Annotated in this window: 21 protein-coding genes; 14 read left to right on the top strand and 7 right to left on the bottom strand. The window is 60.6% G+C overall.

Annotated elements, in window-relative coordinates; translation table 11 throughout:
- Positions 1-95: 95 nt before the first annotated feature.
- From BSF40_RS21920 to BSF40_RS21880, 9 genes are all read left to right on the top strand, one after another.
- Complete coding sequence (locus BSF40_RS21920) at positions 96-1,406, top strand: sugar ABC transporter substrate-binding protein (RefSeq protein WP_095966712.1); 1,311 nt, start codon at positions 96-98, stop codon at positions 1,404-1,406.
- 145 nt (positions 1,407-1,551) lie between these two features.
- Complete coding sequence (locus tag BSF40_RS21915) at positions 1,552-2,478, top strand: carbohydrate ABC transporter permease (protein WP_095966711.1); 927 nt, start codon at positions 1,552-1,554, stop codon at positions 2,476-2,478.
- A gap of 8 nt (positions 2,479-2,486) precedes the next feature.
- On the top strand, positions 2,487-3,317 hold the full coding sequence (locus tag BSF40_RS21910; RefSeq protein WP_095966710.1) for a carbohydrate ABC transporter permease: 831 nt from the start codon (positions 2,487-2,489) through the stop codon (positions 3,315-3,317).
- 176 nt (positions 3,318-3,493) lie between these two features.
- A complete protein-coding gene (locus BSF40_RS21905) occupies positions 3,494-4,597 on the top strand; it encodes an ABC transporter ATP-binding protein (protein ID WP_095966709.1) in 1,104 nt (367 codons plus the stop codon).
- A gap of 16 nt (positions 4,598-4,613) precedes the next feature.
- On the top strand, positions 4,614-6,086 hold the full coding sequence (locus BSF40_RS21900) for a mannitol dehydrogenase family protein (protein ID WP_095966708.1): 1,473 nt from the start codon (positions 4,614-4,616) through the stop codon (positions 6,084-6,086).
- 152 nt (positions 6,087-6,238) lie between these two features.
- A complete protein-coding gene (gene xylB / locus BSF40_RS21895; RefSeq protein WP_095966707.1) occupies positions 6,239-7,735 on the top strand; it encodes a xylulokinase in 1,497 nt (498 codons plus the stop codon).
- A 13-nt stretch (positions 7,736-7,748) separates the two neighbouring features.
- Entirely contained in the window at positions 7,749-8,693 is a 945-nt protein-coding gene (locus BSF40_RS21890; protein WP_095966706.1) for a carbohydrate kinase, read from the top strand.
- Between the two features lie 272 nt (positions 8,694-8,965).
- The gene (locus BSF40_RS21885) at positions 8,966-9,232 is read left to right on the top strand and encodes a DUF2790 domain-containing protein (RefSeq protein ID WP_095966705.1); all 267 of its coding nucleotides are present in this window, start codon (positions 8,966-8,968) and stop codon (positions 9,230-9,232) included.
- Positions 9,233-9,323: 91 nt separating this feature from the next.
- Complete coding sequence (locus tag BSF40_RS21880) at positions 9,324-9,719, top strand: hypothetical protein (protein WP_095966704.1); 396 nt, start codon at positions 9,324-9,326, stop codon at positions 9,717-9,719.
- Here the strand turns inward: BSF40_RS21880 and BSF40_RS21875 are convergent.
- A complete protein-coding gene (locus BSF40_RS21875) occupies positions 9,716-9,982 on the bottom strand; it encodes a DUF1652 domain-containing protein (RefSeq protein WP_095966776.1) in 267 nt (88 codons plus the stop codon). The two genes, BSF40_RS21880 and BSF40_RS21875, sit on opposite strands and share 4 nt — an antisense overlap.
- Before the next feature lie 294 nt (positions 9,983-10,276).
- Between BSF40_RS21875 and eco the strand changes: the two genes are divergently transcribed.
- Positions 10,277-10,759, top strand: a complete 483-nt coding sequence (gene eco, locus BSF40_RS21870) for a serine protease inhibitor ecotin (RefSeq protein WP_095966703.1) — start codon at positions 10,277-10,279, stop codon at positions 10,757-10,759.
- Positions 10,760-10,790: 31 nt separating this feature from the next.
- On the opposite strand, the gene ilvA is transcribed toward eco, so the two are convergent.
- A complete protein-coding gene (gene ilvA / locus BSF40_RS21865; RefSeq protein ID WP_095966702.1) occupies positions 10,791-11,804 on the bottom strand; it encodes a threonine ammonia-lyase, biosynthetic in 1,014 nt (337 codons plus the stop codon).
- A gap of 247 nt (positions 11,805-12,051) precedes the next feature.
- Between ilvA and BSF40_RS21860 the strand changes: the two genes are divergently transcribed.
- Positions 12,052-12,387, top strand: a complete 336-nt coding sequence (locus BSF40_RS21860; RefSeq protein WP_095966701.1) for a DUF2834 domain-containing protein — start codon at positions 12,052-12,054, stop codon at positions 12,385-12,387.
- Positions 12,388-12,513: 126 nt separating this feature from the next.
- On the opposite strand, the gene BSF40_RS21855 is transcribed toward BSF40_RS21860, so the two are convergent.
- Positions 12,514-13,665: a PQQ-dependent sugar dehydrogenase gene (locus BSF40_RS21855; protein WP_095966700.1), complete on the bottom strand. Its 1,152-nt coding sequence runs from the start codon at positions 13,663-13,665 to the stop codon at positions 12,514-12,516.
- A 65-nt stretch (positions 13,666-13,730) separates the two neighbouring features.
- On the bottom strand, positions 13,731-14,078 hold the full coding sequence (locus BSF40_RS21850; RefSeq protein WP_095966699.1) for a hypothetical protein: 348 nt from the start codon (positions 14,076-14,078) through the stop codon (positions 13,731-13,733).
- 193 nt (positions 14,079-14,271) lie between these two features.
- Here BSF40_RS21850 and BSF40_RS21845 point away from each other — a divergent pair, with 193 nt between their 5' ends.
- Positions 14,272-15,132, top strand: coding sequence for a Ku protein (locus BSF40_RS21845; protein WP_095966698.1), 861 nt, complete (start codon positions 14,272-14,274; stop codon positions 15,130-15,132).
- Between the two features lie 50 nt (positions 15,133-15,182).
- On the opposite strand, the gene lpxO is transcribed toward BSF40_RS21845, so the two are convergent.
- Positions 15,183-16,082: a lipid A hydroxylase LpxO gene (gene lpxO / locus BSF40_RS21840; RefSeq protein WP_095966775.1), complete on the bottom strand. Its 900-nt coding sequence runs from the start codon at positions 16,080-16,082 to the stop codon at positions 15,183-15,185.
- Between the two features lie 488 nt (positions 16,083-16,570).
- Here lpxO and BSF40_RS21835 point away from each other — a divergent pair, with 488 nt between their 5' ends.
- Positions 16,571-18,157, top strand: a complete 1,587-nt coding sequence (locus BSF40_RS21835) for an ABC-F family ATPase (RefSeq protein ID WP_033044478.1) — start codon at positions 16,571-16,573, stop codon at positions 18,155-18,157.
- Positions 18,158-18,419: 262 nt separating this feature from the next.
- Positions 18,420-19,607, top strand: a complete 1,188-nt coding sequence (locus BSF40_RS21830; RefSeq protein ID WP_095966697.1) for an MFS transporter — start codon at positions 18,420-18,422, stop codon at positions 19,605-19,607.
- Between the two features lie 13 nt (positions 19,608-19,620).
- On the opposite strand, the gene BSF40_RS21825 is transcribed toward BSF40_RS21830, so the two are convergent.
- Together BSF40_RS21825 and BSF40_RS21820 are read right to left on the bottom strand one after the other, a co-directional pair.
- On the bottom strand, positions 19,621-20,658 hold the full coding sequence (locus BSF40_RS21825; protein WP_095966696.1) for a dienelactone hydrolase: 1,038 nt from the start codon (positions 20,656-20,658) through the stop codon (positions 19,621-19,623).
- Between the two features lie 166 nt (positions 20,659-20,824).
- Positions 20,825-21,436, bottom strand: coding sequence for an FMN-dependent NADH-azoreductase (locus BSF40_RS21820; protein WP_095966695.1), 612 nt, complete (start codon positions 21,434-21,436; stop codon positions 20,825-20,827).
- Positions 21,437-21,460 lie beyond the last annotated feature (24 nt).

The following is a 21,460-nucleotide window of genomic DNA, read 5'->3' as shown; positions in this document are numbered from 1 at the left end:
AGGTTGTAATCAGTGCACATTCTTCCTGCCTTCGGAAGACACAAAAACAATAACTGTCCTTCTGTAACCCGCCGGGTGCAGAAAAGGAGTGCACGATGCAACCTTCGGCAAAAACCCTGCTTGCCCTCACCTGCATGACCCTCAGCAGTGTCAGCCTTGGCGCCCAGACCCTGACCATCGCCACCGTCAACAACAGCGACATGATCCGCATGCAAAAGCTCTCGAAAACCTTCGAGGCCGAGCACCCGGACATCAAGCTCAATTGGGTGGTGCTCGAGGAAAACGTCCTGCGCCAGCGCCTGACCACCGACATCGCCACCCAGGGCGGGCAATTCGACGTGCTGACCATCGGCATGTACGAAGCGGCACTCTGGGGTGCCAAAGGCTGGCTGGAGCCGATGAAGGATTTGCCGGCCAGCTATGCTCTGGACGACGTGTTCCCGTCGGTGCGCGAAGGCCTGTCGGTCAAAGGCTCGCTGTACGCCCTGCCGTTCTACGCCGAAAGCTCGATCACCTATTACCGCACCGACCTGTTCAAGGACGCCGGCCTGAGCATGCCCGAGCGCCCAACCTGGGAACAGATCGGTGAGTTCGCCGCCACACTCAACAAACCGGACCGGGAACAGTACGGCATCTGCCTGCGCGGCAAGGCCGGTTGGGGCGAGAACATGGCGCTGGCCACCACCATCGCCAATGCCTATGGCGCGCGCTGGTTCGACGAACAGTGGCAGCCGCAATTCATCGGGCCCGAGTGGAAGAATGCGCTGAACTTCTACGTCGAGACCATGAAGCAATCCGGCCCGCCGGGTGCATCGAGCAACGGATTCAACGAAAACCTGGCGCTGTTCAACAGCGGCAAATGCGCGATCTGGGTCGATGCCAGCGTCGCCGGCTCGTTCGTCACCGACAAGAGCCAGAGCAAGGTCGCCGATCACGTCGGTTTCGCCTATGCGCCGCATCAGGTCACTGACAAGGGTTCGGCCTGGTTGTATTCCTGGGCGCTGGCCATTCCGGCCAGTTCCAAGGCCAAGGACGCGGCGAAAACCTTCAGCGCCTGGGCCACTTCCCGGGAATACAGCGCACTGGTCGCGGAAAAAGACGGCATCGCCAACGTGCCGCCCGGCACCCGGGCCTCGACCTACAGCGAGGCCTACATGAGTGCCGCGCCGTTCGCCAGGGTGACGCTCGAATCGCTCAAGGCCGCGGACCCGGGCAAGCCGACGCTCAAACCGGTGCCTTACATCGGCATCCAGTTGGTGACCATTCCCGAGTTCCAGGGCATTGGTACCCAGGTCGGCAAATCCTTCTCGGCGGCGCTGATCGGCCAGACCACGGTCGACCAGGCGTTGGCGGCGGCCCAGCAAATCACCGAGCGCGAGATAAAACGCGCCGGGTATCCCAAGTAACCCCGTCACCAATGTGGGAGCGGGCTTGCTCGCGAAAGCGGAGTTCCAGTCGCAAAAGATGCATCGGATGTACCAGCCTCTTCGCGAGCAAGCCCGCTCCCACAGTTGATCTTCATCTGCCCGTACTCAACCGGTTCTGATCACCATGAATACATCAACTGCCAAAGCTCACATGGACATTGCCCAGCCGCAGCGCAAAAGCCGCGTGGCCAATCCCGGCTGGTTTCTGGTCAGCCCTTCGGTGGCACTGCTGCTGTTGTGGATGATCGTGCCGCTGGGCATGACCCTCTACTTCTCGACGATTCGCTACAACCTGCTCGATCCCGGCGAGAACGCGTTCGTCGGGCTGGAGAACTTCACCTACTTCCTCACCGATTCAGGCTTCCTGCCCGGCGCCACCAACACCCTGTTGCTGGTGGGCAGCGTGCTGTTGATCAGCGTGGTGTTCGGTGTGCTGATCAGTGCACTGCTGGAGGCCAGTGAGTTTTTCGGTCGCGGCATTGTGCGGGTCATGCTGATCTCGCCGTTTTTCATCATGCCCACGGTCGGCGCGCTGATCTGGAAGAACCTGATCTTCCACCCGGTGTCGGGGATTCTCGCCTACGTGTGGAAACTGTTCGGCGCACAACCGGTGGACTGGCTGGCGCACTACCCGCTGCTGTCAATCATCATCATTGTCTCCTGGCAATGGCTGCCGTTCGCCATCCTGATCCTGATGACCGCCATGCAGTCCCTCGATCAGGAACAGAAAGAGGCCGCTCGCCTGGACGGTGCCGGCCCCATCGCGATCTTCTGGCACCTGACCCTGCCGCACCTGGCGCGGCCGATCGCGGTGGTGGTGATGATCGAAACCATCTTCCTGCTCTCGGTGTTCGCCGAAATCTTCACCACCACCAACGGCGGCCCCGGCTACGCCTCGACCAACCTCGCGTACCTGATCTACAACCAGGCGCTGGTGCAGTTCGATGTCGGCATGGCCTCGGCGGGCGGTTTGATCGCGGTGGTCATCGCCAACATCGCGGCGATCATTCTGGTGCGGATGATCGGCAAAAACCTGACCGACAAAGCCTGAGGCCTGCCATGACTCTTCAACAATCCCGTCGTTTGCAAAGCCTGTTGCTCGGTACGTTGGCCTGGGCCATCGCGATCCTGATCTTCTTCCCGATCTTCTGGATGGTACTGACCAGCTTCAAGACCGAAATCGAGGCCTTCGCCACGCCGCCACAGTTCATCTTCACACCGACGCTGGAGAACTACCTGCACATCAACGAGCGCAGCGACTACTTCAGCTTCGCCTGGAACTCGGTGGTGATTTCCTTCAGTGCCACAGCCCTGTGCCTGCTGATCGCGGTGCCGGCGGCCTACTCCATGGCGTTCTACGAAACCCGGCGCACCAGAGGCACGCTGCTGTGGATGCTCTCGACCAAGATGCTGCCGCCGGTGGGCGTGCTGATGCCGATCTACCTGCTGGCCAAGAGTTTCGGCCTGCTCGACACGCGGATTGCGTTGATCGTCATCTACACGCTGATCAACCTGCCGATCGTGGTCTGGATGATTTACACCTACTTCAAGGACATCCCCAGGGACATCCTCGAAGCCGCGCGGCTGGATGGCGCAACGCTGGTCCAGGAGATGCTCCGGGTATTGCTGCCGATCGCCAAGGGTGGCCTGGCGTCCACGGTGCTGCTGTCGCTGATCCTGTGCTGGAACGAGGCCTTCTGGTCGCTGAACCTGACCTCGTCGAAAGCCGCGCCACTGACTGCGTTGATTGCCTCGTACTCAAGCCCCGAAGGGCTGTTCTGGGCCAAGTTGTCGGCGGTCTCGACCCTGGCCTGCGCGCCGATCCTGATCTTCGGCTGGATCAGCCAGAAACAGTTGGTCCGCGGCCTGTCGTTCGGCGCTGTGAAATGAAAGCCCCCTGACCGAACACGATACCTGTGGGAGCGAGCTTGCTCGCGATGGACGTGAACGATAACGCGGGTCGTCAGGAAAAACGCGTCGCCTGCCAGTTTTTCGCAAGCAAGCTCGCTCCTACAGAAAAGCCTGCCCGGCTCAATCTGAATAAAAACAACCGGAGGCCCATCACCATGGCCAACCTGAAAATCAAGAATCTGTACAAAGGCTTCGAAGGTTTTTCCATCATCAAGGGCATCGACCTTGAAGTGAACGACAAGGAATTCGTGGTCTTCGTCGGCCCGTCGGGCTGCGGTAAATCCACGCTGCTGCGCCTGATCGCCGGGCTCGAAGAAGTCAGCGGCGGCACCATCGAACTCGATGGCCGCGACATCACCGAAGTGAGCCCGGCCAAGCGCGACCTGGCGATGGTGTTCCAGACCTACGCCCTGTACCCGCACATGAGCGTACGCAAGAACATGTCGTTCGCCCTTGACCTTGCCGGCGTGGCCAAAGCCGAAGTGGAGAAAAAAGTCAGCGAAGCGGCGCGCATCCTCGAACTGGGGCCGATGCTGGAGCGCAAGCCCAAGCAACTGTCCGGCGGCCAGCGCCAGCGCGTGGCGATTGGCCGGGCCATCGTGCGCAACCCGAAAATCTTCCTGTTCGACGAACCGCTGTCCAACCTAGACGCCGCCCTGCGGGTGCAGATGCGCCTGGAATTGCTGCGCCTGCACAAAGACCTGCAAGCGACGATGATCTACGTCACCCACGATCAGGTCGAAGCCATGACCATGGCCGACAAAGTCGTCGTACTTAACGGCGGCAAGATCGAGCAAGTCGGCTCGCCACTGGATCTCTACCACCAGCCCGCCAACCTGTTCGTCGCCGGTTTCCTGGGCACGCCGAAAATGGGCTTCCTCAAAGGCAAAGTCACCCGCGTCGACAGCCAGGGCTGCGAAGTGCAACTGGAGGCCGGCACCCGCATCAGCCTGCCCTTGGGCGGCAGGCATCTGAGCGTCGGGAGTGCAGTGACCCTGGGCATTCGCCCGGAACACCTGGAACTGGCCAAGCCCGGCGACTGCACCTTGCAGGTCACCGCCGATGTCAGCGAACGCCTGGGCAGCGACACGTTCTGCCACGTCCGGACTTCCTCCGGCGAAGCCCTGACCCTGCGCGTCCGCGGCGACCTGGCCAGCCGCTACGGCGAAACCCTGAGCCTGCACCTGGACGCGCAACACTGCCATTTATTCGATGCCGACGGCATGGCGTTGACTCGCCCGTTGCGCGTTGCCGCCTGATCCCAGAGAGCCTGTGATGAAACTCAATAAACAGAACCTCAGCCGCCTCGCGCCTGGAGTGGCCCTGCCCGCCTACGCGTTGGACGATACCCGTCAGGGCATTGCGCACATCGGCGTCGGCGGCTTCCATCGCGCCCACCAGGCGTTTTATACCGATGCGCTGATGAACACCGGAGAAGGCCTGGACTGGGCCATTTGTGGCGTCGGCTTGCGCGCCGAGGACCGTCGCGCCCGTGACGACCTCAAGGATCAGGACTACCTGTTCACCCTGTTCGAGCTCGGCGATGGCGACGACACCGAAGTGCGGGTGATCGGGGCCATCCGCGACATGCTGCTGGCCGAAGACGACACCCGGGCGTTGATCGACAAACTGGCCAGCCCCGAGATCCGCATCGTCTCGCTGACCATCACCGAAGGCGGTTACTGCATCGACGACAGCACCGGTGAGTTCATGGCGCACTTGCCGCAGATCCAGCATGACCTCGCGCACCCCGACACGCCAACGACCGTGTTCGGCTTGCTCTGTGCCGCACTGGCCAGGCGCCGCGCCGCCGGCACAGCGGCCTTCACCCTGATGTCCTGCGATAACCTGCCGCACAATGGCGCCGTCACCCGCAAGGCCCTGCTGGCCTTCGTCGCCTTGCACGACAGCCCACTGCGCGACTGGATCGACGCCAACGTCAGTTTCCCCAACGCCATGGTCGACCGCATCACGCCGATGACCAGCACCTCGCACCGCCTGCAACTGGCGGACCAGCATGGGGTGGACGATGCCTGGCCGGTGGTCTGCGAACCTTTTGTGCAATGGGTGCTGGAAGACAATTTCGTCAACGGTCGCCCGGCCTGGGAAAAGGTCGGCGTGCAGTTCACCGACGACGTCACGCCCTACGAAGACATGAAGATCAAGCTGCTCAATGGCAGCCATCTGGCGCTGACCTACCTGGGATTCCTGAAGGGTTACCGTTTCGTCCACGAAACCATGAACGATCCGTTGTTCGTACGCTATATGCGCGCCTACATGGACCTGGACGTGACGCCGCAACTGGCCCCGGTGCCGGGAATCGACCTGACCGAGTACAAGAACACCCTGGTGGCGCGTTTCTCCAACCAGGCGATTGCCGACCAGCTTGAACGGGTGTGTTCGGACGGCTCTTCGAAGTTTCCGAAATTCACCGTGCCGACCATCAACCGCCTGATCGCCGACGGCCGCGAGACCAGGCGCGCGGCGTTGGTGGTGGCGGCTTGGGCCTTGTATCTGAAGGGCGTGGATGAACATGGCGACACGTACAGCATTCCCGATCCTCGTGCCGGGTTCTGCCAGGCGCTGGTGGCCGATGATGTGCTGATCACCCAGCGGTTGCTGGCTGTCGAAGATATTTTTGGTACGGCGATACCCCGCTCGGCGGAGTTTGTCGCGGCGTTCGAGTGGTGCTGCAACAGTTTGCGCGAGGTGGGGGTGTCGCGGACGCTGGAGCGGGTGTTGGCGTAAGTCCTGCGGCGGAGCTGCTGCCGTCTTCGCGAGCAAGCCCGCTCCCACAGGAAAGCGCCATTTCAAGTTCTGCGCATGACCTGTGGGAGCGGGCTTGCCCGCGAAGGCAGCCTGACAGGCGACATCCATGTTGAATGATCCAAGGATCCACTATGCCAAACCAACAACGCTTCCTCGGCATCGACTGCGGCACCCAGGGCACCAAGGCCATCATCCTCGACGCAGTCAGTGGTGAAGTGCTCGGCCAGGGCGCGGCCAGCCATAGCCTGATCAGCGCGGCCAATGGCCGTCGCGAACAGGACACCCATCAGTGGCTGGAAGCCTTCGCCACGGCCACCCGCCGCGCGTTGCTCGCGGCCAGGGTCGATGGCCAGTCGATCCTCGGCATTGGCGTGTCCGGCCAGCAACATGGCCTGGTGCTGCTCGACGAACGGGGCCAGGTGCTGCGTCCGGCCAAGCTCTGGTGCGACACCGAAACCACGCCGGAGAATGACCGTCTCCTGGCCCACCTCGGCGGCGAACAGGCTTCGCTGGAGCGCCTCGGCGTAGTCATCGCGCCGGGCTATACCCTATCCAAGCTGCTCTGGACCAAAGAGCAACATCCCGAGGTGTTTTCCCGGATCGCCCGTATCCTGCTGCCCCACGACTACCTCAACCATTGGCTCACCGGCCGCAGTTGCAGCGAATACGGTGATGCCTCGGGCACCGGCTACTTCAATGTGCGTACCCGGCAGTGGGATGTGCAGTTGTTGCGCGACATCGACCCCAGTGGACGCCTGCAAGCGGCGCTACCCGAACTGATCGACGCGCACCAGGCTGTCGGCACGATTGTGCCGGGGATTGCCGAGCACCTGGGCATCAATCCGCGGGCACGGGTGTCCAGTGGCGGCGGCGACAACATGATGGGGGCCATCGGCACCGGCAATATCCAGCCCGGTGCAATCACCATGAGCCTCGGCTCGTCAGGCACGGTGTACGCCTATGCCGATCAGCCGAACATCGCCCCGGATGCCGCAGTCGCCACGTTCTGTTCTTCCAGCGGCGGCTGGCTGCCATTGATCTGCACCATGAACCTGACCAATGCCACCGGCCTGATTCGCGACCTGCTGGACCTCGACATCGATCAGTTCAACGCACTGGTTGCCAAAGCGCCCATCGGTGCCGAAGGCGTGAGCATGTTGCCGTTCTTCAACGGCGAGCGGGTGCCCGCCCTGCCCCATGCCAGCGGCTGCCTGTCGGGCCTGACCATGAGCAACCTGACCCGGGCCAACCTGTGTCGCGCGGTCGTCGAAGGCACGACGTTCGGTTTGCGTTACGGACTGGACCTGCTACGCCACAATGGCTTACAAAGCCGCAGCATTCGGCTGATCGGTGGCGGTTCGAAAAGCGCGGTGTGGCGGCAGATCGTCGCCGACATCATGAATACCCCCGTGATCTGCACGGAACAAAGCGAGGCCGCGGCCCTGGGTGCGGCGATCCAGGCGGCCTGGTGCGTATCCCGGGGAACCGGGAACGAACTCAGCCTGGCGGACTTGTGCGAGCGCTGCGTGAAACTCGACCCGGCCAGTGAAACCCTGCCGGTCGCCGACAATGTACGAGCCAGTCAGCAGGCTTATGAACGCTATCGACAGCAAGTCGCAACCCTTTGAAGAGTGAACAACTATGTACCTGGTGTGTGGCGAAGCGCTGTTCGATTTTTTCAGTGAAAACGACGCCGGTGGTCTGGCGTCCAAAGTGAATTTCAAAGCCATCGCCGGTGGCTCGCCGTTCAACGTGGCCGTGGGATTACGCCGGTTGGGCGTGGATTCGGCGTTGTTGGCCGGGTTGTCCACCGACTACCTGGGCCGGCGCCTGTTGCAGGTGCTGCAGGATGAAGGTGTGCGCCAGGACTTCCTGCTGGATTTCGCCGCGCCGACCACCCTGGCGATGGTCGCCGTGGGCGCCAATGGCTCGCCGCAATACAGCTTCCGTGGCGAAGGCTGCGCCGATCGACAGTTGCAGCCGGAGCACCTGCCGGCACTCGGGCCTGAAGTGCGCGGCCTGCATATCGGATCGTTTTCCCTGGTGGTGCAGCCGATTGCCGACACCCTGTTGGCATTGGTGCGCCGGGAAAGCGGCAAACGCCTGATCAGCCTCGACCCGAACGTGCGCCTGAACCCGGAACCGGACATTGAACGGTGGCGTAACCGGATCGCGATGCTGGTGGAATTGGCCGACCTGATCAAGGTCAGCGACGAGGACCTGCATCTGTTGTACCCAGGCCAGGACCCGGCGCAAGTGATCGAGGGCTGGATGCAGCATCGCTGCCAGCTGGTGTTCCTGACCCGGGGTGGCGAAGGCGCGACCGTGTTCAGCCGGGCCCACGGCTCGTGGTCGACTCCGGCCTGCGCGGTAAAAATCGCCGACACCGTGGGCGCCGGCGATACCTTTCAAGCGGCGTTGATTGCCTGGTTGACCGAACAGCAACTGGATTCGGTGGCGGGAGTAAAGCAACTTGGCCGCGAGCAGATTGACGGCATGCTGAAGTTCGCGGTGCAGGCGGCGGCGTTGACGTGCAGCAAGACCGGGCCGGATCTGCCTTATCGGGAGCAGCTGGATCTGCGCTGAATTCGAGGGCCTCTTCGCGAGCAGGCTCGCTCCCACAGGGTAGTGGGAGCGAGCTTGCTCGCGATGACTTTCTATCAGGCGCTCGATGGTCTTAACTGATACACAGGATCGCGCCTTCGCGACAGGCGGCGTTCAGCCGGGTTAACCCTCGTTTAACCGCGCGGTCCAACACTTCACTGGACCGCACGCCCTCAGACTGTTCTGACGCCCGGTGCGGCAGGTTCGACAAGCCACACATCGAACTGACTTTCCGTACGCACTGGAGATCGCTGATGAACACTCGCACCTTGCTGATTACCGCCGCCCTCGCCTGCACCGCGTTTGCCGGCCTGGCCCAGGCCAATGACACCGCTACCTCTCAAGCCGTGCCCTATCACTACGGCATGCCATTGCATGTCAGCAAAGTGATTTCACTGACCGAGCCGGACACCCTGGAATGCAAAGTGGTGAAGGCCGACATGAAGTACCTCGATGAAACGGGAAAACCCGCAGAGATCACCTACCGTAAACTTTCCGACGCCTGCGAGAACCAAGGCTGACCGAAACGTCTGATTTGACACCAGGCAGTATTCCTTTGAGGGCCGTGGCGCTATGCTCTAGCGCCTCCCTCACTGCCCGCAAGGATTGGCCATGCAGTTTTCGTTTCGCACCTTGTCGATGTTTACCGCCGCCTTATGTCTCTTGCTGAGCCTGGTCTGGGGTTTGGCACCTCAATGGCTACTGTCGCTCTGGGGGATCGAATTCTCATTCGTGGCAGGATTGGTCGCGCGCCGCACCGCGGTGCTGTTCGCAGCGTTTAGCGTGATCTCTTATCTGGTTCGCAACGCCCCCCCTTGCGCAACCCGCAATGCGCTAAGCCTCGGCTTCGTCGTCGGCTGCTGGGGATTGGCCGTGCTGGGTTTTGCCGAATGGCTCGCCGGCCATGTCGGGCCGGGCATGTTGCTGGCTGTCGGGCTTGAACTGGCGCTGGGCCTGGCATTCTTCCAGACCCGGCGCGTGTCGGTGGAGCTCGAAACGGCAGGTTAAAGCGCCCTGCCCAGCATCGAGTGTGGCTCGACTGCTACGTGATGCTGTCTGGAACGCAGTTGGGTGATCAACTCGTTTATTTCCCGACAACCATTGAGTCCGGAGGCATCGATGCCGGTGACATTTAGATCGAGATGATCGGTTTGCCCATCGGCATAAACCTTCACGGTCATCAACAGGTCCGGTGACAACGTGCACTCGCAACGCTTGGGTAAAAAGCTGGTTTCGATGATACGGCGAAGTTCCAAGGCAGAAAGAAACATGGCGACCTTCTCCTTTGTGAGACTGCCAATCAACATCAACGCTCGCTCGTATGCTCTCTCATATAAAAGCCCGGCAAGCTTCAAGGACAGCTACAGCATAAAACATACCCCGGATTTCGGAGCGCAGCTCATCGGCAATTCAAGGGTTTAGGTCAGTCACCTGTAAAACCTGCCGTGCAGCTTGCATTATACGCCCCTGGCGCCCCCTGCAATTTGCACGCTGGGCGCCGCGGATTTGCATTCGTACCACTCGACAGTGAAAATGCCGCCCTTCACTTCAAGCAAGGAAGCATCATGAATTCTTTGACCGTTAACGCTGGCGCTGCGCTGTTCGCACTGGGCCTTGCCAGCGTGGCACATGCCGCCAAACTCGAAGACACCGCGCCCTATCCGAAAGCCGGGAGCGGGTTTATCCGCCAGGTGATTCACCTGGCGCCACAGCCCCGGGAAGACGACTTCCAGGTCGAGATCCTGGCCGGCAAAACCATGACCGTGGACTGCAACCGCCCGCGTCTGGGCGGCATTCTCGAAGAGAAGAACCTCGAGGGTTGGGGCTACCCCTTCTATCGCCTGGAAAAAGTCATTGGCCCGATGAGCACGCTGATGGCCTGCCCGGACGGCACGAGCAAACAGGATTTTGTGCCGGTGGTCGGTGACGGCTTCCTGCTGCGTTACAACAGCAAGCTGCCGCTCGTGCTCTACGTGCCCAAGGACATCGAAGTGCGCTACCGAATCTGGTCGGCGTCGAACAAGGTCGAGAAGGCCATTCAGGAATAACCCGGGCATCTGTTATTGGCCTGCACCAGGGTCATGCCGGCGCGCTGCTCAACGCGGCGCGCTCGGCCACATGCCCCAGGCTGTCAAAATTGATGTTGGCACCGGAATCGATGGCGACCAGGGTCTGACCACGGACCCCGCTTTGTGCCACGTACTGCTTGATTCCGGCCACGGCCAGTGCACCGGAAGGCTCGGTGATCGAGCGGGTATCGTCGTAGATATTCTTGATGGCGGCGCAAAGCTCGTCATTGCTGACCGTCACCACCTCATCAACGCAAAACCGGCAGACCTCAAAACCGTAAGCGCCGATCTGCGCCACCGCCACTCCATCGGCAAAGGTGCCGACCCTGGGCAGGATGACTCGCTCACCGGCCAGCAACGCGGCTTGCAGGCACGCCGAATGCTCCGACTCGACGCCGACGATGCGCACCTGCGGCTGCAAGTATTTGATGTAAGCGGCGATGCCGGCGATCAGCCCCCCGCCCCCCACCGGCACGAAGATCGCATCCAGCGGACCTTGATGCTGACGCAGGATTTCCATGGCGACCGTGCCTTGGCCGGCGATCACATCCGGATCGTCAAAGGGCGAAACAAAGGTGCGCCCGCTTTCCCCGGCCAGCTCCAGTGCATAGGTGAGCGCAAACGGAAAACTTTCGCCATGCAATACCGCATCGGCGCCCCGGCTACGAACTCCGATCACCTTCAATTGCGGCGTCGTGGAAGGCATTACGATGGTGGCACTGATCCCCAACTCCCGCGCTGCCAGCGCCACACCCTGCGCATGATTACCGGCAGAAGCCGTGATCACGCCGCAAGCCTTTTGCGTGTCGCTCAGTTGCACCAGCTTGTTGTAGGCGCCGCGGATCTTGAAGGAAAAGGTCGGTTGCAAGTCTTCACGCTTGAGCAGGATCTGGTTGCCCAGTGCCTCGGACAAGGCCGGTGCCGTTTGCAACGGCGTGCGCACCGCCAGTTCATACACCGGCGCGGCAAGGATTTTTTTGACGTAGCGTTCAAGCAGGGCTTGCTGGTCGGTTGTAAAACTCATGGTCGTCTCCTGACATGGATCGGGGCCCAGGAGACAGAAAGTAAAAACCCGCCTCTAGGGCGGGTTGGGTGCTGCAGTCGTGAGCTAGCCCGCCAGATGAGGAATGGCGGTAATAATGCTTGGCTGGCAGCGCAATACGGTGGAAGTCATGGCTCGAAATTAGCCGGGCGTTGATGGCAAGTCAATGGCAAATTTGTGCAGATCCCTCTAGGCTGCCGATTCCAGTCATTGCCCAAGGAAGGAACACATGAATGCCATTGCCCTGCCCCTTATCGCCCTGATCGCCTTTTCCGGCTATACCCTTTCGGTGATGTTCCAGGCCGAACAGTCGCTGATCGACTTCGGCATCAGCCTGATGTCACGTCCCGATACTGCGCAGGTGGTGATCGATCTGTACTTGCTGGCGACGCTGGCGGGTATCTGGATGTACCGGGATGCGCGAAAGCGCGGGCTGTCGACGCTTTCGGTGGTGCCTTATCTATTGATCACCGCTGTGTTTGTGTCGGTCGGGCCATTGTTGTATCTGGTGGTACGCGGGGTTCAGGATCGCCGAAAATTGCCTGCTACGACTCGACAGTTGTAGAAGCCTTGAAATTGCTTTCGCGAGCAAGCCCGCTCCCACACTGGGGCTGTGTTGTTCACTGGTTTTGCGCCCTCACACTGAAATCCTCTGTGGGAGCGGGCTGCTCGCGAAGGCGGCGTGTGAGATTTACTTCAATCCGACTTTATACAACGCACCATCCTCTTCATCGGTCAACACATACAAATACCCGTCCGGCCCCTGTCGCACGTCGCGAATGCGCTTTCTCAACGCCCCGAGCAACCGTTCCTCGTGCACCACCTTGTCGCCATTGAACTCGAGACGAATCAGCTCCTGGCTGACCAACGCGCCGATGAACACATTGCGTTGCCAGGCCTTGAACCGATCGGCATCGTAGAACGCCATGCCGCTCAGGCCCGGGGACTTTTCCCAGACATGGTTCGGGGCAACGGTACCTTCAACGGTTTCACCCCTGGCTTCGGGAATCGGTTTACCGGAATAGTTGATGCCATGGGTCGCCAGCGGCCAGCCGTAATTCCTGGCGCGCTCGATGATGTTGATTTCATCGCCGCCCAGAGGGCCATGTTCGTTTTCCCACAGCGTGCCGTTCCACGGGTTGAGCGCCGCACCTTGCGGGTTGCGCTGACCGTAGGACCAGATTTCCGGGCGTACGTTGGTCTGGCCGACAAAGGGATTGTCCTTGGGTACCGTGCCGTCCGGGTAGATTCGCACCACCTTGCCTTGCAGCTTGTCGAGGTCCTGGGCGGTCGGGCGCTCGTTGTTTTCCCCCAGCGTCACGAACAGATAGCCGTCGCGATCGAACACCAGCCGCGAACCGAAATGGTTGCCTTGCGAGAGTTTGGGTTCCTGGCGCAGGATCACCTGGAAGTCCTTGATCGCCGTCAGATCGTCGGAGAGCCGGCCGCGCCCCACCGCCGTACCGGCCTTGTTGTCCTCTCCACCCCCTTCGGCATAGGACAGATAGACCATCCGGTCCTTTCTGAAATCGGGTGACAACGCGACGTCGAGCAAGCCGCCCTGGGCCTTGGCCCAGACCGTTGGCACGCCATTGAGCGGCGCCGACAGCTTGCCGTCGGCGGTGACCAGCCGCAGGTTGCCGGGCCGCTCGGTGACCAGCATGTTTTTACCATCCGGCAGGAATGCCAGCGCCCAGGGGTGCTCCAGCCCCGTCACGACGGTGGTCACCTCGAGTGTGCCTTCTTCGCTTTTCATTGTCTGGGTGGGCGCGGCAAGCACAGGGACAGTGGCGGCGATCAATACGCTGGTACAGAGGATTGCCAATGAGTTTTTACGCAACATGCAGACTCCTTTTCTGATGATCATGAGGTCTGAAAAAAAACCTGGGCACACGTCATGCCGGCCGCTCAGCGGTTGCCGGTGCCGGCGTCTCGTGGCGCAGGATTGGGAATGAATGTCGGTGGGCTGGCGGGAGCGCTCCGCTCGGGGTAGCGATTACCGATGCCGCCGTTGTCCAGTGTCGGCGGGCGCGGGACCGGCACGGTATTGGGCCCGCGAATGGCCGGGGCACTGGGTCGGGTGCCTTGCATGCTGTTGGGGTTGGCCCGGTTGATCGGGCTGCTGTAAGGATTATTGTTGGTGTTGCCCGGCAGATTCTGGGCCATGAGCAGCGAAGCAGAGGTATCGGCCTCGACCATTGAGCCCAGTACAGCACTCAGGGCCAGCGCAATGGCGCCAGACACGTATCGGTTCATGGCGGTGCCTCGCTACGTCACGTGGATAAGGACTTCGATATCACGCTACGCCCGGGGTTCGTATTTGTTAACAAAAACCTCCCCGGCAAGATGTAACACGACGTTGATCCGGTTAAAGGAACGGCCCCAAAGACCACGGAAACTTTTGCTCGAGGCCGCAGGTCACCTGAACATCACACGCGAGTAGACGACCATGGCACGGGCAATCTGGAAAGGCGCAATCAGCTTCGGACTGGTGCATATCCCCGTGGCGCTGGTCTCGGCAACGTCTTCCCAGGGCGTCGATTTCGACTGGCTCGACAGCCGCAGCATGGACCCGGTGGGCTATAAGCGTGTCAACAAGGTCACGGGCAAGGAAGTCACCAAGGAGCACATCGTCAAGGGCGTGCAATACGAAAAAGGCCGGTACGTGGTGCTCAGTGAGGAGGAGATCCGCAGCGCTCACCCGCTCTCGACCCAGACCATCGACATTTTTTCCTTTGTCGACGGCGAGCAGATTCCCTTGCAGAACATCGACACACCCTACTACCTGGCGCCCGACAAGCGCGGCGGCAAGGTCTATGCCCTGCTGCGCGAAACCCTGAGCAAAACCGGCAAGGTCGCCCTCGCCCATGTGGTACTGCACACCCGTCAGCACCTGGCCGCGCTGATGCCTCTGGAGTCGGCGCTGGTGCTGGTGATGTTGCGCTGGCCGGCGGAAGTCCGGAGCCTCGATGAGTTGGCGCTGGGCAGCGAAGTGACCCGGCCGGAACTGGCCAAGGGCGAGCTGGACATGGCCAGGCGCCTGGTGGAGGACATGAGTGCCCAGTGGTCGCCGCAGGACTATCGGGATGGTTTCGAGGACAAGATCATGGCCCTGGTGGACAAGAAGGCGCACGAAGGCAAGATTGAAGACGTCGAAACCGCCTCTGGTGAAGAGCTACGTAAAACGGCGGATGTCATTGACCTGACCGAACTGCTCAAGCGTAGCCTGGGCAGCAAGGGTGCCGGCAAAGCAACGGCCAGGCCCAAGGCGAACAGCAAACCGGCGGCGAAGAAGAAAGCCGGTCAGTGATTGGCTGGATGTACCGGCCTTATCGTCTGGACGCCGCCCGGACATACCACTCAGATCAGAATGATGACCACCAGCAACCCCGCGAAGATCGACCACTTTTCGAGGTAGTAAAGCTTGCGGTTGCGTTTTTTCAGTTGTTTGCCGTGCAGGCGAACCTTGTAGATCTTGCCGAACAGGCGGTTGAGGCCGCCGGTCTTGTCGCCCGCCTCGTTTGGCGCACCCGCCGCCGACATGACATGGCGACTGAACCAGCGATTGAATGCTGCTGCCCACCTGTATTTCATTGGCCGCTCGACGTCGCAGAACAAAATGATGCGGTTTTGCTGCGTGGTGTTTTCTGCGTAATGAATGTAGGTCTCATCGAACATCACCGCTTCGCCATCGCGCCAATGGTAGTCCTGGCCATCGACATTGATGTAGCAACCCTCGGCGTTTGGGGTTTCCAGACCCAGGTGATAACGGTACGAACCGGCATACGGGTCGCGGTGGCGCACCAGTCTGGATCCCGGTGGCAACTCGGCGAACATTGCCGCCTTGATCGAACCAATGCCCTGCACCAGCTCGGTGGTGCGCGGGCAGAGCTTCATGGCCGATGGATGGCTGTCGCCGTACCATTTGAGGTAAAAACGCTTCCAGCCGGTCTTGAAAAACGAATTGAAACCGACGTCATCGAACTGGTTCGAACGCTTGATCTGGCCGGCACGAAGCAAATTCTGGCCTTCGGCACGAATTTCTTCCCAGTGCGCCTGCAGCGGACTCAGGTCGGGGAAGTCGGCCGGGTCGAGATAGGGTTTGTTGGGGATTTTCGAAAACAGATAAAGAAAGCAATTGATCGGCGCCAGAAACGTCGAGTGATCACTCAACTGGCGGCCCAGCTTATGGCGCACTTGGCCACGCAGGTGGACATACGCAATAGAGACAACGTAGATAACGGCAATGATCAGTTTCACGGAAATCGTCACACGTCAGAAGAAAACAAACTGCGCCCTTTACCGGAATGCCGGTCTCCGGGTCTTGTGCAGCGGCTGAAAACGAAACAGCGGCCCTGTAGCACCATTGAGCTACACCGACGATCGGCGCTTAGCCGACAGATGGCATTTTAGCCACAGTTTGTAACCGATAGTTAACCTGTAACTGTGAAAAACTGTCCACAAAATCCGTCGAAACGTCACTGCGGCCTCAACGCCCTATCGTTTAAAGAGCCAGACCAGTACAATCGCCGCCAAACTTTACGCGCCCCCAGGTTGAAAGCGGGAAATTCCCCTTTCAGCGCACGTCGACTCGGGTCAGGCGCGCCACATGCTGCTGTCCACTTAATGCCAGATTGAACTTCCACTGCCGATCGGGATGAATGTCCCGCGGACCGGACAGTGGAAACGGGTACTGAACCGGTACTGCCGCAACCCTAGCTACTCTGAATGCTTCGCAGGAAAAACCTTTGATTTCTACAGCTAACATCACGATGCAGTTCGGCGCCAAGCCGCTCTTCGAAAACGTTTCGGTCAAGTTCAACGGTGGCAACCGTTACGGCCTTATCGGCGCCAACGGTTGCGGCAAGTCGACCTTCATGAAGATCCTCGGCGGCGACCTGGAGCCGTCCGGCGGCCAGGTCATGCTGGAGCCAAACGTGCGTCTGGGTAAATTGCGCCAGGACCAGTTCGCCTACGAAGAATTCACCGTGATCGACACCGTGATCATGGGTCACGAAGAGCTGTGGAAGGTCAAGGCCGAGCGCGACCGCATCTATTCTTTGCCGGAAATGAGCGAAGAAGACGGCATGGCCGTGGCCGAGCTGGAAACCGAATTCGCCGAAATGGACGGCTACACCGCCGAATCCCGCGCCGGTGAACTGCTGCTGGGCCTGGGTATTCCCCTGGAACAGCATTTCGGTCCGATGTCCGAAGTGGCTCCGGGCTGGAAGCTGCGCGTATTGCTGGCCCAGGCGCTGTTCTCCGATCCGGAAGTGCTGTTGCTCGACGAACCGACCAACCACCTGGACATCAACACCATTCGCTGGCTGGAATCGATTCTCACCGTGCGTAACAGCACCATGATCATCATTTCCCACGACCGTCACTTCCTCAACAGCGTCTGCACCCACATGGCCGACCTGGACTATGGCGAGCTGCGCCTGTTCCCGGGCAACTACGACGAGTACATGACCGCGGCGACCCAGTCCCGCGAGCAACTGCTGTCGGACAACGCCAAGAAAAAAGCCCAGATCGCCGAACTGCAAACGTTCGTCAGCCGCTTCTCGGCCAACGCCTCGAAAGCCAAGCAGGCCACTTCCCGCGCCAAGCAGATCGACAAGATCCAGCTGGCCGAAGTCAAGCCATCGAGCCGCGTGAGCCCGTTCATCCGCTTCGAACAGACCAAGAAACTGCACCGCCAGGCCGTGACCATCGAGCAGATGTCCAAGGGCTTCGACGGCAAGACCCTGTTCAAGAACTTCAGTTTCACCGTCGAAGCCGGCGAGCGCGTGGCGATCATCGGCCCGAACGGTATCGGCAAGACCACCCTGCTGCGTACCTTGATGGGTGAGCTGACCCCGGACGCCGGTTCCGTGAAGTGGACCGAAAGCGCGGAGCTGGGCTACTACGCCCAGGACCACGCCCATGACTTCGAAGACGACGTCAGCCTGTTCGACTGGATGGGCCAGTGGACCCAGGGCGAGCAGATCATTCGTGGCACCCTGGGCCGCATGCTGTTCTCCAACGACGAGATCCTCAAGTCGGTCAAGGTCATTTCCGGTGGTGAGCAAGGCCGCATGCTGTTCGGCAAGCTGATCCTGCAAAAGCCGAACGTTCTGGTGATGGACGAACCGACCAACCACCTGGACATGGAATCCATCGAGGCGCTGAACCTGGCGCTGGAAAACTACCCGGGCACGCTGATCTTCGTCAGCCACGACCGTGAGTTCGTATCGTCCCTGGCCACCCGCATCATCGAGTTGAGCCCGAACGGCGTGACCGACTTCAGCGGCACCTATGACGACTACCTGCGCAGTCAGGGTGTGGTGTTCTAAGGGCAGCTAAAAGCCTTTAGCTGCAAGTGAAAAGCCCTGTCCATGTGACGGGGCTTTTTGTGTTTCATGGCCAGGATTTTGTTGGGTACCGAATCCTTCGCGAGCAAGCCCGCTCCCACATTTGGGATGCATTTCCCCTGTGGGAGCGGGCTTGCTCGCGAAGAGGCCCTCGATACCAGCAATAATTAGTTAGCCTGCTTCCTTTTACCCCACCACCGCGCCATGATGCAGTTCTCCCACCGCCGCCCGCGAAAGAGCCCTCATGTCTGTGCAGCAAGTGCCCCCGCAAAGCGCCATGGCGATCACCCTGCAGATCGTCTCCATCGTGTTCTATACCTTTATTGCCTTCCTCTGCATCGGTTTGCCGATTGCGGTGTTGCCGGGTTATGTCCACGAGCAATTGGGGTTCAGTGCCATCGTGGCCGGGCTGACCATCGGCTCGCAATACCTCGCCACCCTGCTCAGTCGCCCCATGGCCGGGCGCATGTCGGACAGCGTCGGCACCAAGCGGGCGATCATCTATGGCTTGTCCGGGATTGTGCTCAGTGGCCTGCTGACGCTGCTGTCGACCCTGTTGCAAGGTTTTCCATTGCTCAGCCTGCTGATCCTGATCGCCGGGCGCTTGTTGCTGGGCATTGCCCAAGGCTTGATCGGCGTCGGCACCATCAGTTGGTGCATGGGTCAGGTGGGCGCCGAGCACACCGCGCGGTCGATTTCCTGGAACGGCATCGCCTCCTATGGTGCGATTGCCATTGGTGCGCCGCTGGGCGTGGTCATGGTGCAACAACTCGGTTTCGCCAGCCTGGGCATCGCCCTGTCGCTGCTGGCCCTGGCTGCACTATTGCTGATTCGCAACAAGCCCTCGGTGCCGGTGGTACGTGGTGAACGCTTGCCGTTTTGGGCGGTGTTCGGGCGCATTGCCCCGTTTGGCGCGAGCCTGAGCCTGGCTTCCATCGGCTACGGCACCCTGACGACTTTTATCACCCTGTATTACGTCAATCGCGGCTGGACCGGTGCCGCCTATTGCCTGACCGTGTTCGGGGTCTGTTTCATTCTGTCGCGGCTGCTGTTCATTTCCGCCATCAACCGATTTGGCGGGTTCACCTGCGCCATTGCCTGCATGTGCATCGAGACGGCGGGCCTGGTGCTGCTGTGGCTGGCACCATCGACCGGGTACGCGCTGATTGGCGCCGGCCTGACCGGCTTCGGCCTGTCGCTGGTGTACCCGGCGCTGGGCGTCGAGGCCATCAAACAGGTGCCCAACTCCAGCCGGGGGGCAGGATTGAGTGCCTATGCGGTGTTTTTCGACCTGGCGCTGGCGATTGCCGGCCCGTTGATGGGCGCGATCGCATTGAACATGGGGTATTCGTGGATTTTCTTCAGTGCGGCGCTGTTGTCGGTGACCGGACTGGGACTGACCCTGCTGCTCAAGCACCGCGCCATGGCTTGACCCTCAGCAGGAGCTATTGATCAGCCGTCTGCATCCCGGCCCGGGTCGCCCTGCCCAGGGTGCGCGAGAAGAAGCTTCCGGCTTCAGAGATCAGATTGCGATGAATGTCTTGCCGATCGACGCCATCGGCATCGGTACACAGCGCGGGCATGATCGCTATCTGCTCGTCATTGCACGGCGCCATGAAGACGAAGTGCCCTGCTCCCGCCAGTAACTTGAAGTCAGGCGCCGTCGGCAACTTGCGCGCCAGTGCCGCGGCGTTCTTGTCCACCGCCACCAGCTTGTCGCCATCACCGCTGTAAAGCAGCACCGGCACGTGCACATCGGCCAGGGTGTGGCGACCGAACTTCAGGCTCAACGGCGCCATCAGCATCAAGGCGTGCACGCGTGGGTCCGCCACCGGTTGCAGGTCGTCGCGGTCGACAATCAATTCGCCTTGGGTATTGCAGGCGTCGCGGTCGTCCGGACGTTCCTGGCAATAACGGCGCAGGCGATCCAGGTCCGGCGTGGCGCCGGACAGAATCAATGCGGTCTCGCCACCGGCCGAATAACCAATGACGCCAACCTGATCGGCGTTGACGAAGGGAGACAACATGCGGTCGCCCAGGGTGGCAGTGATGGCTTCGGAAATCTGGATCGGCCGGCCATACAGGTTACTCAAAGTACCGAGGCGGCTGTGGTCCCTGGAGTTGTCACCGGGGTGGATCACCGCCACCACGACGAAACCTTTGCGTGCCAGCGAGGTGGCGAGGTCGTGCAAGGCCAGGGGGGTTCCGGTGTTGCCGTGGGACAGCATCAGCATCGGGAACCGGCCTATCGCGACCTTGGTGTCCTCCCCGGCTTCGACGGTGTAACCCTCGAGTTTGCTGGTGTGCTCCCAATCACTGGAAGGATAGAAGGCGATGGCGCGCATCGGCTGAAGGTCCAGTGGGTCGAGAAACGTCATCTCATGAAAGCCGACGCTCCAGTGCGGATGCGGTGCAGGCGCGGCGTGCACTGTATTCAGGCTGCAGAGCAGGCAAATCAGTAAAGTTGCACAAAGACGCACCATGAGATGCCCACCTTGTTACCGGACTTGAGACGTACCCCCTGAACAGCATAAGTCGGGCCACATATTGAAACGACCAGAAACAAAAAACTCCGTAGCTGGTACTTGCGTAACCAGAATACAGAGTTTTTTTGGTTTACCGGAACGGTTGCTAACTTTTACGCAAGCCTTACGCTGCGGCGAACAACTGCTCGTTGATTTGCGCGTGAGCAGCGCTCATCGCTTTGCTGCGAACGTCGTCACCGTAAGCCAGACCTTCGGCGCGGACGATTTCGATGTCGGTGATACCGATGAAACCGAACAGCAACTTCAAATATTCTTCGTGGGCAACACCGGTTGCCTGGCCGGCGTGCATGCCGCCGGAAGTCGAAACGATCACCACTTTCTTGCCGCCGCACAGGCCTTCAGGGCCGGCTTCGGTGTAGCGGAAGGTCTGGCCGGCGACGGCGATGCGGTCGATCCAGGCCTTCAACTGAGTCGGGATGGTGAAGTTGTACATCGGTGCAGCGATCACTACGGCGTCGGCAGCCAGGAATTCGGCCAGGGTCGAGGCGCTCAGTTCGGCTTCGTGCTGTTGTGCGGCGTTGCGCAGTTCAGCGGTGGTGCCGGCGGCGACCAGGGTAGTGGAAGAGAAATGGCTGATGGCATCAGCGGCCAGGTCACGGTAGGTCACGACGGCGGTCGGCTCGGCGGCTTGCCAGGCCTTGACGACATCACCGCTCAACTGACGGGAAGCCGAGTTGTCGCCCAGGATGCTCGAATCGATGTGCAGCAGTTTCATGTGGGATCTCCAAGTGAGGATCGC

It is taken from the genome of Pseudomonas sp. ACN5, assembly GCF_002303975.1.
In the GTDB taxonomy this organism is placed as follows: Bacteria; Pseudomonadota; Gammaproteobacteria; order Pseudomonadales; family Pseudomonadaceae; genus Aquipseudomonas; species Aquipseudomonas laurylsulfatiphila.
This window is presented reverse-complemented; position numbering and strand designations above follow the sequence as displayed.